14 protein-coding genes are annotated in these 14215 nt (G+C 30.6%); 12 read left to right on the top strand and 2 right to left on the bottom strand.

The window, feature by feature from the left end:
* The first annotated feature begins 61 nt into the window (after positions 1-61).
* The 11 genes from ABGT36_RS12625 (at position 62) to ABGT36_RS12575 (ending at position 8054) form a co-directional block, all read left to right on the top strand.
* The gene (locus ABGT36_RS12625) at positions 62-493 is read left to right on the top strand and encodes a MarR family winged helix-turn-helix transcriptional regulator (protein ID WP_087298580.1); all 432 of its coding nucleotides are present in this window, start codon (positions 62-64) and stop codon (positions 491-493) included.
* Positions 486-1832: an MATE family efflux transporter gene (locus tag ABGT36_RS12620; protein WP_300627533.1), complete on the top strand. Its 1347-nt coding sequence runs from the start codon at positions 486-488 to the stop codon at positions 1830-1832. The genes ABGT36_RS12625 and ABGT36_RS12620 overlap by 8 nt, the downstream gene beginning before the upstream one ends.
* A 203-nt stretch (positions 1833-2035) precedes the next feature.
* Positions 2036-3277, top strand: coding sequence for an ammonium transporter (locus tag ABGT36_RS12615; protein WP_087374661.1), 1242 nt, complete (start codon positions 2036-2038; stop codon positions 3275-3277).
* An 11-nt stretch (positions 3278-3288) separates the two neighbouring features.
* Positions 3289-3633, top strand: a complete 345-nt coding sequence (locus tag ABGT36_RS12610; RefSeq protein ID WP_087298577.1) for a P-II family nitrogen regulator — start codon at positions 3289-3291, stop codon at positions 3631-3633.
* A 126-nt stretch (positions 3634-3759) separates the two neighbouring features.
* A complete protein-coding gene (locus ABGT36_RS12605; RefSeq protein ID WP_087298576.1) occupies positions 3760-4548 on the top strand; it encodes an AIM24 family protein in 789 nt (262 codons plus the stop codon).
* 89 nt (positions 4549-4637) lie between these two features.
* Positions 4638-4943 (top strand): hypothetical protein, encoded by a 306-nt coding sequence (locus ABGT36_RS12600; protein WP_300082574.1) that lies wholly within the window; start codon positions 4638-4640, stop codon positions 4941-4943.
* 96 nt (positions 4944-5039) lie between these two features.
* Positions 5040-5873, top strand: a complete 834-nt coding sequence (locus tag ABGT36_RS12595) for a MurR/RpiR family transcriptional regulator (protein WP_300082576.1) — start codon at positions 5040-5042, stop codon at positions 5871-5873.
* Positions 5874-5883: 10 nt separating this feature from the next.
* Positions 5884-6906 carry a low specificity L-threonine aldolase gene (locus ABGT36_RS12590; RefSeq protein ID WP_300627540.1) on the top strand — a complete coding sequence of 341 codons (1023 nt, stop codon included), beginning with the start codon at positions 5884-5886 and terminating at the stop codon, positions 6904-6906.
* Between the two features lie 87 nt (positions 6907-6993).
* Positions 6994-7269: an HU family DNA-binding protein gene (locus ABGT36_RS12585; protein WP_087298572.1), complete on the top strand. Its 276-nt coding sequence runs from the start codon at positions 6994-6996 to the stop codon at positions 7267-7269.
* Between the two features lie 79 nt (positions 7270-7348).
* Entirely contained in the window at positions 7349-7549 is a 201-nt protein-coding gene (locus tag ABGT36_RS12580) for a hypothetical protein (RefSeq protein ID WP_308698001.1), read from the top strand.
* The gene (locus ABGT36_RS12575; RefSeq protein WP_346678286.1) at positions 7542-8054 is read left to right on the top strand and encodes an AraC family transcriptional regulator; all 513 of its coding nucleotides are present in this window, start codon (positions 7542-7544) and stop codon (positions 8052-8054) included. The genes ABGT36_RS12580 and ABGT36_RS12575 overlap by 8 nt, the downstream gene beginning before the upstream one ends.
* Before the next feature lie 70 nt (positions 8055-8124).
* Here the strand turns inward: ABGT36_RS12575 and ABGT36_RS12570 are convergent, their stop codons facing one another.
* On the bottom strand, positions 8125-8763 hold the full coding sequence (locus tag ABGT36_RS12570) for a DUF4230 domain-containing protein (RefSeq protein ID WP_087298569.1): 639 nt from the start codon (positions 8761-8763) through the stop codon (positions 8125-8127).
* 72 nt (positions 8764-8835) lie between these two features.
* On the bottom strand, positions 8836-9408 hold the full coding sequence (locus ABGT36_RS12565) for a phosphate propanoyltransferase (protein WP_346678284.1): 573 nt from the start codon (positions 9406-9408) through the stop codon (positions 8836-8838).
* Between the two features lie 293 nt (positions 9409-9701).
* Between ABGT36_RS12565 and gltB the strand changes: the two genes are divergently transcribed.
* Positions 9702-14213: a glutamate synthase large subunit gene (gene gltB / locus ABGT36_RS12560; RefSeq protein WP_346678282.1), complete on the top strand. Its 4512-nt coding sequence runs from the start codon at positions 9702-9704 to the stop codon at positions 14211-14213.
* The last annotated feature ends 2 nt before the right edge of the window (positions 14214-14215 follow it).

Below are 14215 nucleotides of genomic sequence, written 5' to 3'. Positions count from 1 at the left end.
GTTGATAAAATTAACTGTTTATTATATAATAGTTTAAAATTGAACTATTCGAGGTGAAAGAATGAAAACATTTAGCCTAACTATTTATTCATACATATTGAAATATTATAATAGTTTATTTGATGATTTGATAAAGGAGTATCAAATATCTCAAATTGAAATTGATATCTTAGCTTTTTTAGCAAATAATCCTGAATATCATTATGCTCAAGAAATTGTTGATGTTCGTGGTATTTCTAAAGCTCATGTTTCCATTGCGGTTGAAAAATTAGTAAAACGAGGTTTTTTAAATCGCGAAACGGATCCTAAAAATAGAAGATGTAATATTTTAAAAATTACTGATGAAGCAAGTGAATTGATTACTAAAATTCAAGATGTTCAAAGTTATTATACTAAACAAGTTTACCAGGGAATGAGTAAAGAAGATAAAGAAAATTTTAACTACTATTTAAGTAAAATGTATCAAAATATAGGAGGGAAAATTAATGAATGAACGACTAGAAAATGAAAAAATATCAACATTATTAATTTCGTTAGCTATCCCATCAATATTAGCTCAGTTAACAACTTTAATTTATAATCTGGTTGATCGAATTTATATTGGCAGATTACCCAATAGTTCATTAGCAATTGCTGGAATTGGTTTATGTACTTCAATTATTACAATAATTACAGCAGTTACTAATTTATTTGGCCGTGGTGGGGCACCATTAGCTTCCATTCGCTTAGGTGAAAAAAATACTGAAGAAGCACAAAAGATTTTAGGGAATTGTTTTAAAAGTTTAATGATTACATCAATTATCATTATTGTGATTTTAAATCTATTTGGTACTCAGATTTTAATGTTGTTTGGGGCAAGTGAAAATACACTGGACTATGCCTTACAATATTTACGAATTTATAGCTGGGGAACTATTTTTGCGCAATTAAGTGTGGGATTAAATTATTTTATTAATGCCCAGGGTTTTGCTAAATATGGTATGTTCACTTTATTATTAGGTGGTATATTAAATATTATTTTAGATCCGGTATTTATTTTTCTTTTTGATATGGGGGTTGCTGGAGCGGCTGTTGCCACTGTTATTTCACAATTTGTATCTTGTTTATGGGTTTTAGGTTTTTTCTTTGGTAAAAAAACTATGTTAAGATTAACGAAAAAATCACTAGAATATGATTTAAATGTCATGAAAAGAGTGTTTGGATTAGGATTATCACCATTTTTTATGAGCTCTACAGAAGGTATTTTACAAGTTTCATTTAACCGCCAATTATTATTTTATGGTGGTGATATTGCTGTTAGTGCGATGACAATTATGATGTCAATGTCACAAATACTATCACTGCCAATGGAAGGAATTGCCCAAGCTACACAACCGATTATTAGTTATAATTATGGCGCAGGTAAATATGATCGAGTTAAAAAAACAATTTCGCTAGCTTTAAAGGCAGCATTAACGTATTCAATTGTTGGTGTTTTATTAATGGAATTATTCCCAAGTTTATTTGTTCAATTGTTTGCTAACGACCCGGAATTGGTTGAACTAGCAAGTTGGATGTTAAGAGTATATGTTTTTGGTTTTATTATTATGGGTGCTAATTCAACTTTCCAACAAACTTATACTTCACTTGGATTTGGTAAAAGATCATTTTTCTTTGCTTTTTATCGCAAGATAATTTTATTGATTCCATTAATTTATTTCTTACCTAATGTTATTTCTAATGGAGTTTTAGCAGTAATGCTTGCAGAGCCGATTTCTGATTTATTAACTACTATTACTAATAGTTTTTCATTTAAGTCATTTATAAAAAAGCATTTACAAACTACTGATTAGTATAAAATTATATTAGGGTAGTATGCAAGATCATATAGCTGTTAACTAAGTTAACAGCTATTATTATATATTTAGATACTTTTTTAGGTAAAAGATGCTGTAAAGCTAATATTTTAATAATTAATAATAAAAATATACTTGCATAATAATAATTTATCATTTATACTTAAAAACGTAATCATAAATGATAAGGGGGAATAAATATGATTAATACAGGCGACACAGGATTTATATTGATTTGTGCAGCATTAGTATTATTAATGACACCTGGTTTAGCTTTCTTCTATGGGGGTATGGTTAGAAGAAAAAATGTTGTTAATACAATGATGACATCAATATTTGTAATCGGTATTGCAATGGTAATGTGGGTATTATTTGGATATTCACTAGCATTTGGCAACGATCACTTTGGAATTATTGGTGATTTAAGCTTTTTGGGGTTAAATGGCATTGGTTTGCAGCCCGGTAGTTATGCAGATTCTATTCCTAGTTTAGAATATGCTGCTTTTCAAATGATGTTTGCAATTATTACACCAGCATTGATAACTGGAGCAGTTGCTGGAAGAATGAAATTTAAAGCATTATTTATCTTTATTATCGCTTGGTCAACAATAGTCTATTATCCAATGGCTCACATGGTCTGGGGACTTGGTGGCATTTTGGCTAAAATAGGTTCAGTAGATTTTGCTGGTGGTAATGTTGTCCATATTAGTTCAGGAGTAAGTGCTTTAATCTTATGTATTGTTTTAGGTAAACGCAAAGATTATGATCATGCTAAATATCGTATCCATAATATTCCATTTGTAGTATTAGGCGCTAGTTTATTGTTATTTGGATGGTTTGGTTTTAATGCCGGAAGTGCTTTAAAAGCTAATGGACTTGCAGTTCATGCTTTTATGACTACTGCAGTTTCAGCAGCTGCTGGAATGTTATCTTGGATGGCTATGGACGTATGGATGAACAAAAAACCAACTCTTGTTGGTAGTGTTACTGGATTAATAGTTGGTCTAGTAGCTATTACACCAGGAGCCGGTTATGTTCCTATCTGGTCAGCGATTATTATTGGTTTAGTTGGTAGTCCGATTTGCTATTTGATGATATCTAAAGGTAAAAAACGTTTTGGCTACGATGATGCATTAGATGCATTTGGATGTCATGGAATTGGTGGTATCTGGGGCGGAATTGCTACAGGATTATTTGCTCAAACATCAATTAACAGTGTAGCAAGATGGAATGGATTATTTTTTGGTGATACCCAATTATTAGTAGCTCAAATTATTAGTATTTTAGTAACTATTTTAGTAGCTGTTGCTGGAACACTTATTTGTATTGCTATTGTTCGTTTATTTACTACTTTAAGAGTAGAAAAACGAGAAGAACAAATTGGTTTGGATATTTCTCAACATAATGAAACTGCATATCCATCATTTAATGGATTGGATTAGGAGGTGTTCATATGATTAAAATAGAAGCATATATTCGTGAAGAAAAGTTTGAAGATGTCAAAGAAGCACTATCACAAATTGAAGTCCATGGAATAACGGTTTATCAAGTAATGGGATGTGGAATCCAAAAAGGGTATACTGAAATTGTTCGTGGTAATGAAATAGAAGTAAATATGTTACCAAAAATTAAATTTGAAATAATTGTTAGTGATGAAAACTGGGAAGCTAAAACCATTGCAGCAATTAAAAAAGCTGCATTTACAGGTAATCCTGGTGATGGAAAAATTATTAGCTATAACTTAAAGAGTGCTTTAAGAATAAGAACTGGAGAAACTGGCAGTGATGCTATTAATTAAAAGTCAGCTATGGCTGGCTTTTAATATGTGCTATTTTATGATATTTGTTTAGATTTTTTTAAGTAACTGATTTATAGCTCTTTTTGTGATAAAATTATAATTAATATAGAAAGAAGGGATGAGAAGATGTTTAATGTAAAGAACTTTTGGGATAATGATGATGTTTCGATAATTGATAGTAAAGGACCTTTTTCAGTTATTGAGTATCAAAAAGATTTAAGTGTGACACCGCAAAACGCTCAGATGGCTTATTTTGCAGATAAGATGAATGTTAGAAAAAGACAGGTAATTTGTCGTGTTGCTCAAAGTAATATTACTATCCAGGCTGGAGCAATGCAGTGGATGGTAGGGGAAGTAAATGCAACTACTGGCATTAAAGGTGTTGGTGATTTATTTTCTAAAGCTGTTAGGGGGAAAGTTACTGGTGAATCAGCTATTAAACCAGAATATACTGGTAATGGGTTATTAATACTAGAGCCAACTTATAAACATATTTTATTGATTGATACTAATGAATGGGAGCAATCAATTGTTTTAGATGATGGTTTATTTTTAGCTTGCGAATCATCATTACAACATAAAGCAGTAGCTCGTTCTAATATATCATCTACTGTAGCTGGAAATGAAGGTCTTTTTAATTTAGGAATTTTTGGTAGTGGAATAATTTGTTTAGAATCTAAATGTCCAAGAGAAGAATTAATTGAAGTGACTTTAAATAATGACGTTTTAAAAATAGATGGAAACATGGCGATAGCTTGGAGCGGCACTCTAGATTTTACAGTAGAAAGATCAGGAAAAACATTAATTGGTTCTGCTGCTTCAGGAGAAGGCTTAGTTAACGTTTATCGTGGGAGTGGCAAAGTGTTATTGGCGCCAGTTGGTGATGAAGCTATGTTCTGGCGAACAACTGAGTAGTAATATATAGATTGGGATTAATATTAATCTCAGTCTTTTATTTTTTGAGTTAAATCATTATAATATAATTAAAATGTAAGGAGGAATTTATGTTAGCTAGGTTACATGTTGTAATATCAAGTGAACAAGATAAAGATTATCAACAAGTTAAAAAGAAATTATTAGATATTAATCCTGATTTTTCAATCTCACCTAATCGACCATATCAGCCAATAAAAGATCATAGTGAATTTTATATTACAGTGGATTTAAAGCCTGAAGAAGTTCAACCATTATTAGATCAGCTTAATAATGATTGGGATGGCGAAATGGATGATTGTGATTGTTATGGTTTTAATACTAAGATGTTTGATGAATTAGTATATTGTTTAGAGTTTACGTATTTTAATGATTAAGTTGAAGGACAATCGTTTTAGCGGTTGTCCTTTAAAAACAAACAGGTTTTTATTTTAAAAGTAAATTGTGTATAATGAAGTAGGGAGGTGGGAGTCGTGACAAAAAGAAAAGAAAATAGTGAAGTCGATATTTTGTATAATTTACTTACATATATTAACGCTTCATATAGTCAAGATATGTATTATACAATTTGTTATCAGGTTTTAAATAATATTGAAAAAATTCCTGATATATCGATTAATGAATTAGCTGATTTGTGTTATACTTCGCCAGCAACGATTTCAAGATTTTGTAAAGCATTGAAATGTGATAATTTTGCGGATTTTAAAAAAGAAGTTCAAGATGGACTGCGGCAAGCTAGCCATGAAATAAAAATGGAACCTGAAGATTTAGTAGCTATTCATCAAAATCCACAAAGATGTGTAGATCTTGTTTATGGGTTGACAATTGATTCATTGATTGAAAGTAAAAAATATATTGATATTCATGAAATAGATCGATTATGTGATATTATTTATGATGCAAAAAAGTTACATTTTTTTGGCTTTCAGTTTAATAAAATTTTAGCTTCTGATATTCAATTTAAATTAGTTAAACTAGGTAAATTTTCATATGCTTTTGCTGATCGTGGTGATGATAGTCAGCGAATTGAATTGCTTGATGAAGATAGTGTTGCCATTGTATTATCTGTTCGAGCACGGGTTCATCCAATCGGTGATTTAATTACATCAATAAAAAATCGAGGTGCTAAAGTAATTTTGGTTACTTTAAATCCTGATAGTGAAGTTATAAAGCAGGCCGATAAGACATTTATTGTTCATGGAAAAGAGAGTGATTTTACAGAGTCATCAATTTCAGGAACAACTGTTTTAAAAACTTTTTTTGATGTTTTATATGTAAGGTATGGATTGTTATATCCAAGAAGATAGGAGGATTTTTATGTATAGTTTTACAAATGATTATAGCGAAGGAGCTCATCCAAAAATAATGGAAGCCTTAATTAAAACAAATTTAGAGCAATGCGATGGTTATGGTTTAGATAAATATTGCAAGGAAGCAACAATGTTATTAAAAAAACAATTACAAAATGATAACGTTGATGTTCATTATCTAGTTGGGGGAACCCAAACTAATGCTGTTTTAATTTCATCGGCTTTAAAACCTTATCAGGCTGTTATTGCTGTTGATAGCGGGCATATTAATGTTCATGAAACAGGGGCAATTGAAGCTACTGGACATAAAGTATTAACAGTTCCTCATAAAAATGGAAAATTAACACCAGATATGATTGTTGATATTTTAAATCAACATCCAGATGAACATATGGTACAACCTAAGATGGTTTATATCTCTCAATCAACTGAATATGGTTCTGTATATTATCTTGATGAATTAAAAGCAATCTATAAAACTTGTCAAGAACATCAGTTATACTTATTTGTTGATGGGGCTCGACTTGGAAGTGCTTTGGCAATAGAAAATACGCCTTCATTAGCCAATTTAGCTAAATATAGCGATGCCTTTTATATAGGCGGTACCAAAATGGGAGCTTTATTTGGTGAATGTTTAGTAATTATTAATGATGATTTAAAACCAGATTTTCGTTATAATATTAAACAAAAAGGAGCAATGTTAGCTAAAGGCAGATTGCTAGGAGTGCAATTTAAAGAACTTTTTAGTAATAATCTTTATTTAGAAATTGGGCAATATGAAAATAAAATGGCTGATTTATTACGAGCTGGGTTAAAGAATTTTAAAATGTATGTTGATTCACCTACTAATCAGTTGTTTCCAATTGTAAATGATAAACTAATTAAAGAGTTACAAAAGGATTTTAGTTTTAATATTATGGATAAAATCGATGATGATCATCACTGTATCCGCCTAGTTACATCTTGGGCAACACCACAAGAAGCAGTTGAAAATTTTGTTGAAAAAATAAATCAAGAATTTGTTGATTAATCGATTAAAACTTGTAATGATTGTTAATAAGTAATATAATAATTGTAGGATTGTTCCTATATAAAAATAATACGAGGAGAAATTAATATGAACAAAGCTGAATTAATCGAAGCGATTGCTTCAAGTACAGAAATGACAAAAACAGATGTTGATAAAGTAATTACTTCATTTGTTGATGTAGTAACTGATGCTTTAACTAAAGGTGAAAAAGTATCATTAAAAGGTTTCGGTAATTTTGAAGTACGTGAAAGAGGAGAAAGAACTGGTCGTAATCCAAGAACTGGTGAACCAATGACTATTGCAGCTAGTAAAGCACCAGCTTTTAAACCTAGTACGGCTTTAAAAAACGCTGTAAATAAATAAGTTTTCTAAAATGGTCTATTAGGCCATTTTTTTGTATTATTTGTGATTTAGTAATGTGAAAATAAATGAAGGTGAAATAATGTATAAGTATGAAAAAATAGAGCATAATCATAATTTACCAACAAAATTACATGATTTTTATTTTGAAAATTTTAATGGTAAAGCCATTGGAAAACATTGTCATCAAAGCGTTGAAATATTAGTACCTTTATATGGTAATTTTGATTTATGGATCGATGGTGATATTAAAACAATAACTGCTGGAAAAATATGTGATTAACTCTAAGATAATACATGAAATTCAACCTGATTTTATGCAAGAGTATTACAAAGGTTATACATTGCAGATAGATTATGATTACTTAAAGAAGTGTTATCAAGATATTGATAAAATATATTTTAGACAGCCTGATGATTATATAAATAAAATTATTTTAGAAAAAATATTAGAGATTATCAGATTTTATAATACAGATAGCCATGATGATGATATTAGAATTAATAGTTATATTAAAATGCTTGTTTTTTTGTTACTGGAAAATTTAAGTTGTAAAAAAAGAAATGTTATCGAAACTAAACATAAAAATATGATTGTTGAAATATTGAGGTTTATCGATGAAAATGATGATGAATGTTTAACAGTATCAAAGATTAGTCAAAAATTTAATATTTCTGAAGGTTATGTGCGTAAATTATTTAAAGAAAATTTAAATATGACATTAAAGCAGTATATAAATCAGGCAACTTTTAATCATATTAAATCTTCTAAAAGCAAAAGTGCTTAATAAAAAAGATTCCTCTTATAAAATGAAAGAGAAATCTTTTTGACTATAAATATTTTTAATAAAGTATTAGTTATTTTTTATCACTGTTACTTTCAATAAACTTAACATCAATTTGATAATTACCTTCAATGCCTGGAATAGCATTTAAATATTTTTTTATAGTATCTTGAGTCTTAGTAGCTGCTTGAGACAATAGACCATTTTCAATGGCTTCAGCTTCAACAGCTTCTTTTTGACTAGTTGCGAAAGTTGCATAATCATTGACAGAAATAGGATTAAAAATATTACGTGATTCATCATAAACTTCAATACTGCTTTCATCAATTTCATTACTTAAAATTTCTATATCAGGGATGGAAACAGTAATATTGTCATTAGAAACATCTACTTTGATTTTATCCATTTTGATTCCAGCTTTTAATTGTCCATCATATGTAATTAAAAAACTTTTTTGTGTTAATGGAATATCCCAGCCATTAAATTGTAAACTATTAGAGAATTCACCAACTTTAGTATAGTTATATGATAAAGTGGCTAATTCTTCAATATCTTGAAGTTGTTGAGTAATTCCAGTTGAAGTAATTTCTGGTTCATCACTATTACTTGCAAATCTAGTTCCCGCAAAAAAGATCAATGCACAAACTATGAAAATGGCAATTAAACCACCAATTGCTTTTTTTGTTTTACCTAACATATCTAAAATTTTCATCATATCACCTACACTTTTGGATTATAACATAATTCGACAAAAGTTACGATAAAAAAAAGCCATTAGGCTTTTTTATTCAACAATTGTTCCATAAACTTCACGACCACATCCAGCAGCGTTTGATTCATCAGTATCAATATGCATTGCAAGGGCATAGCTATCACTTACACGACATACTACATCACCAAAAATTAATGAACGTCCTTCAGTTTCGATTTTTACACTAACAACATCTTTATCTTTAACCCCAAATTCCTTGGCATCTGCAGGTGTCATATGGATATGACGTTTTGCGGCAATTACACCATAAGGAATTTCAACTTCACCAGCTGGTCCAATAATTTTACATCCAGCAGTTCCTTCGATATCTCCAGATTCTCTAATTAAAGCATTAAAACCTAAAGAACGAGCATCAGTTAATGAAATTTCAACTTGAGTAGCATTTCTTGTTGGACCTAAAACTGACATTTTTTGTTCCCCTTTTGGACCAACTACTGTAACTTTTTCTGCACAAGCAAATTGCCCTGGTTGAGATAAATCTTTTTTGTTTGTTAATTGGTAACCTTTACCAAATAATGTTTCAAGATCGCTGTTTGATAAATGAACATGTCTTGCTGAAGTTTCTACGATAAATTTTTTTGCCATAGTTAATTCTCCTTTTTCTTTATTATATATTACTCTTTTTAATGTTATTTTCAAGAAGTTAGTAGAAAAAGGATGAAAAATTTAAAAAAAATTAAATTTTTTTAAATAGAAAAATTTATTAAATTAGTAAAAAATAATTATTAACATTGCTAAAAAATAGTTATTTTGCAATAAAAATGGCATAAAATAACGCTAAAATACGATAAAATTAGGAAATTCCTAAAAATAACACCTATCTTTACACTTTAATCGAAATAGTGTATTATGAGGCTACAAAAAAAGGGGGAACCGATATGAACGAAAATAGAAATCTTGGCTTATATGACAAATCTTTTGAACATGATAATTGTGGTATTGGTGCTGTTGTCAACATAAAAGGAGTAAAGACGCATATAACAGTAAGTAATGCCTTGAAAATCGTTGAACAATTAGAACATCGTGCCGGTAAGGACGCTTTAGGGGAAACTGGCGATGGTGTTGGAATTTTAACTCAAGTACCATATAGTTATTTTAAGAAAACTATTAAAGATTTTTCCTTACCATTAGAAGGATGCTATGGTGTGGGAATGCTTTTTTTACCAATAGAAGAACATTTACGTAATCGAGTTAAAAGAATGTTAGAAACAATTGTGAAAAAAGAAGGAATGGAATTTTTAGGTTGGCGAAAGGTGCCGACAGTTCCTGAGGTATTAGGTAAAAAAGCTTTAGAAGCAATGCCATCAATTTGGCAATGTTTTATAAAGAAACCAGAAGATGTCGCTAAAGGAATTTCTTTTGATCGTAAGCTTTATCAAGTAAGAAGAATATTTGAACAAAGTAATTTTGATAATACTTACGTATGTTCTTTTTCATCACGAACAATTGTATATAAAGGAATGTTTTTAGTTGGTCAATTACGTTCATTTTTTGTTGATTTACAAGATGAAGAATATAAAAGTGCTATTGCATTAGTTCATTCGCGTTTTTCAACAAATACCATGCCATCATGGCAAAGAGCCCATCCTAATCGTTTTATAGTTCATAATGGTGAAATTAATACCATCAAGGGAAATGCTAATAACATGCTTTGCCGTGAAGAAATCATGGAAACAGATTTATTAGATACTAATAAAGTGTATCCAGTAGTAGATGTTGATGGTTCTGATTCAGCTATGTTAGACAATACTTTAGAATTTTTAGTAATGTCTGGGATGGAATTACCACGAGCAGTTATGATGTGTATTCCAGAACCGTTTGAAAATGACAAAAGCATGTCACAAGCAAAGAAAGATTTTTATGAATATAATTCTACTTTAATGGAACCATGGGATGGTCCAGCTTCAATCTTGTTTAGTGATGGTGAAGTAATGGGGGCAGTTTTAGATCGTAATGGACTAAGACCATCACGCTACTATATTACTAAAGATGATTATTTAGTATTATCATCAGAAGTCGGAGCTTTGGATATACCACCTGAAGATATCGTAGTAAAAGATCGACTTCGTCCTGGAAAAATGTTATTAGTAGATACTAAAGCTGGTAAGTTAATTGAAGATAATGATTTAAAAGAAAGTTATGCTCATAAACAACCATATGGTGAATGGCTTGAAAGCAATTTAATTAAACTAAAAGATATGCGTATTCCTAATGCTCGTGTAGAACGTTATCAAGGTGATGAATTGACCAAACTACAAAAAATATATGGTTATAGTTATGAAGATGTAAATACTTATATTAAAAAGATGGCTTTAAATGGTAGTGAAGAAGTTGTGGCAATGGGTAATGATGGACCATTAGCGGTATTATCAAAACAACATCCACCATTATTTAACTATTTTAAACAATTATTTGCTCAGGTTACCAATCCACCAATTGATGCGATTAGAGAAGAAATTATTACTTCAACATCGCTTTGCATTGGTAGTGAAGGAAATATCTTAAATGATAATGAGCAAAATTGTCGTTTACTTAAAATTGAAAATCCAATTTTAAGTAATACTGATTTATTGAAAATAAAGAATATTAAAAAAGATGGTTTTAAAGTTGCCGTATTATCAATTTTATATTATAAAAATACTTCACTTGAAAAAGCTTTAGATAAATTGTTTGTTGAAGCGGACAAAGCTTATCATGGTGGTGCTAATATTTTGATTTTATCTGATCGTGGCGTTGATGAAAATCATGTTCCAATTCCTTCATTATTAGCAGTAGCTGCTATGAATGAACATTTAGTAAATACTAAAAAGAGAATGTCTGTGGCTTTGATTATTGAATCAGCAGAACCAAGAGAAGTTCATCATTATGCTACGTTGATTGGATATGGAGCTAGTGCTGTTAATGGTTACTTGGCTCAAGATACTATTTTTGAATTAATTGATGAAGGTTTATTGGATAAAGACTATTATGCAGCTGTTGATGATTATAATGAGGGAATTTTACATGGTATTGTTAAAATTGCTTCTAAAATGGGAATTTCAACGATTCAATCATATCGCGGTTCTCAAAATTTTGAAGCAATTGGACTAGCAAAAGAGTTTGTTGATAAATATTTCCCAAAAACAGTTTCTCGAATTGAAGGAAAAACAATTAAGGATATTGAAGATGATGTTGATTATCGTCATAGTCGTGTTTATGATCCATTAGGACTTGGGGTTGATATTACACTAGATAGTCGCGGTGATCATAAAGAACGTAGTGGAAAAGAAGAACATTTATATAATCCACAAACGATCCATAAACTACAATTAGCAACGCGTAAAGGTGATTATCAATTATTCAAAGAATATTCAGCTATGATTGATGAAGAAGGAAAAGACTTAAATTTACGAGGATTATTGCAGTTTAAAAAGACTAAATCAATCCCTATTGATGAAGTTGAAAGTGTTGAAAAAATTGTTCAGCGTTTTAAAACAGGAGCAATGTCTTATGGTTCAATTTCTAAAGAAGCTCATGAAACAATGGCAATTGCAATGAATCGCTTAAAAGGGAAGTCAAATAGTGGTGAAGGTGGCGAAGATCCTAGTCGCTTTATTCCTGATGAAAATGGTGATAGTAAATGTTCAGCAATTAAGCAGGTTGCTTCAGGACGTTTTGGGGTAACATCAGAATATTTATGTTCAGCTAAAGAAATTCAAATTAAAATGGCTCAAGGAGCTAAACCAGGTGAAGGAGGTCAATTGCCAGCTGGAAAAGTTTATCCATGGATTGCTAAAACACGTCATAGTACGCCAGGCGTTGGTTTGATTTCACCTCCACCGCATCATGATATTTATTCTATTGAAGATTTAGCACAATTAATTTATGACTTGAAAAACGCTAATCAAGATGCTCGAATTTCAGTTAAACTTGTTTCAGAAGCTGGAGTTGGAACTGTAGCTGCTGGTGTTGCTAAAGCTGGTGCTGGAGTTATATTGATTTCTGGTTATGATGGTGGTACTGGAGCAGCACCAAGAAATTCAGTTTATAATGCTGGTTTACCTTGGGAATTAGGTCTTGCTGAAGCTCATCAAACATTAATTATGAATGATCTTCGAGGACGCGTAGTTTTAGAAACTGATGGTAAATTAATGACTGGTCGTGATTTGGCTATCGCTACATTATTAGGTGCTGAAGAATATGGTTTTGCAACAGCACCATTAGTAACGATGGGATGTGTCATGATGAGAGTTTGTAACTTAGATACTTGTCCAGTAGGCGTTGCTACTCAAAATCCAATTTTAAGAAAAAGATTTACCGGTAAACCTGAATATGTAGAAAACTTTATGCGCTTTGTAGCTCAAGAGTTAAGAGAATATATGGCGATGCTTGGTTTTAGAACAATTGATGAAATGGTAGGACGTAGTGATTTATTAGAATTAAGACCTGATGTTAAAAATGTTGATTTATCAAAGATTATCAATAATCCATTTGTTAATTCAAAAGAAACTCATCATAATCCAAAAAATAATTATGACTTTAAACTAAATGAAGTTAAAGATACAACTATCTTATTAAAACAATTTAAACAAGCATTAGAAAATAATCAAAAAGCGCAAATAGATATTGAAGTATCGAATACCGATCGTACTTTAGGAACATTATTTGGATCAGAAATTACCAAAAAATATAATAATAAATTAGATGATGATACCTTTACTGTTAACTGTTATGGTTCAGGTGGTCAAAGCTTTGGAGCTTTTATCCCTAAAGGATTAACTTTATCATTACATGGTGATAGTAATGATTATTTTGGAAAAGGTCTATCAGGTGGAAAATTAGTAGTAGTACCACCAGATAATTCTAATTTTAATGCTGAAGAAAATATTATTGTTGGTAATGTTGCTTTGTATGGTGCAACATCAGGACAAGCGTATATCAATGGTATTGCAGGAGAACGTTTTGCTGTACGTAATTCTGGAGCAACAGCAGTTGTTGAAGGAGTAGGTGATCATGGCCTTGAATATATGACAGGTGGTTTAGTTGTTATTTTAGGTAAAACAGGTCGTAACTTTGCTGCTGGAATGTCAGGAGGAATTGCCTATGTATATGATCCTGATAATCGTTTATATTCACGAATCAACAAGGAACTAGTTATGTATAGTGCAGTAACTAGTAAATATGATGAAGAGCAGTTACGAAAATTGATTTCAAAACATTATGAACATACTAAATCAGCGGTTGCTAAAAGAATCTTAGATAACTTTGGTCAAGAAGTTACCTTGTTTAAAAAAGTTGTACCTCATGATTATAAACGGATGATTGAATTAATAAAATATTATGAAAAGCAAGGTTTATCAAATGAACAAGCTAAAATAGAAGCTTTTAATGAAGTTAGAAAGGAGGCGTAAAC

Source organism: Erysipelatoclostridium sp. An173 (genome assembly GCF_963931465.1).
Taxonomy (GTDB): domain Bacteria; phylum Bacillota_I; class Bacilli_A; order Erysipelotrichales; family Coprobacillaceae; genus Thomasclavelia; species Thomasclavelia merdavium.
Note: the sequence above shows the minus strand (reverse complement) of the source record. Positions and strands in the feature narration are given on the sequence as shown.

What these genes read in the sequence shown, in the direction of transcription:
- ABGT36_RS12625 (WP_087298580.1), top strand. Translation starts at nt 62, where the DNA reads ATGAAAACATTTAGCCTAACTATTTATTCATACATATTGAAATATTAT.
- ABGT36_RS12620 (WP_300627533.1), top strand. Translation starts at nt 486, where the DNA reads ATGAATGAACGACTAGAAAATGAAAAAATATCAACATTATTAATTTCG.
- ABGT36_RS12615 (WP_087374661.1), top strand. Translation starts at nt 2,036, where the DNA reads ATGATTAATACAGGCGACACAGGATTTATATTGATTTGTGCAGCATTA.
- ABGT36_RS12610 (WP_087298577.1), top strand. Translation starts at nt 3,289, where the DNA reads ATGATTAAAATAGAAGCATATATTCGTGAAGAAAAGTTTGAAGATGTC.
- ABGT36_RS12605 (WP_087298576.1), top strand. Translation starts at nt 3,760, where the DNA reads ATGTTTAATGTAAAGAACTTTTGGGATAATGATGATGTTTCGATAATT.
- ABGT36_RS12600 (WP_300082574.1), top strand. Translation starts at nt 4,638, where the DNA reads ATGTTAGCTAGGTTACATGTTGTAATATCAAGTGAACAAGATAAAGAT.
- ABGT36_RS12590 (WP_300627540.1), top strand. Translation starts at nt 5,884, where the DNA reads ATGTATAGTTTTACAAATGATTATAGCGAAGGAGCTCATCCAAAAATA.
- ABGT36_RS12585 (WP_087298572.1), top strand. Translation starts at nt 6,994, where the DNA reads ATGAACAAAGCTGAATTAATCGAAGCGATTGCTTCAAGTACAGAAATG.
- ABGT36_RS12580 (WP_308698001.1), top strand. Translation starts at nt 7,349, where the DNA reads ATGTATAAGTATGAAAAAATAGAGCATAATCATAATTTACCAACAAAA.
- ABGT36_RS12570 (WP_087298569.1), bottom strand. Translation starts at nt 8,763, where the DNA reads ATGAAAATTTTAGATATGTTAGGTAAAACAAAAAAAGCAATTGGTGGT.
- ABGT36_RS12565 (WP_346678284.1), bottom strand. Translation starts at nt 9,408, where the DNA reads ATGGCAAAAAAATTTATCGTAGAAACTTCAGCAAGACATGTTCATTTA.
- gltB (WP_346678282.1), top strand. Translation starts at nt 9,702, where the DNA reads ATGAACGAAAATAGAAATCTTGGCTTATATGACAAATCTTTTGAACAT.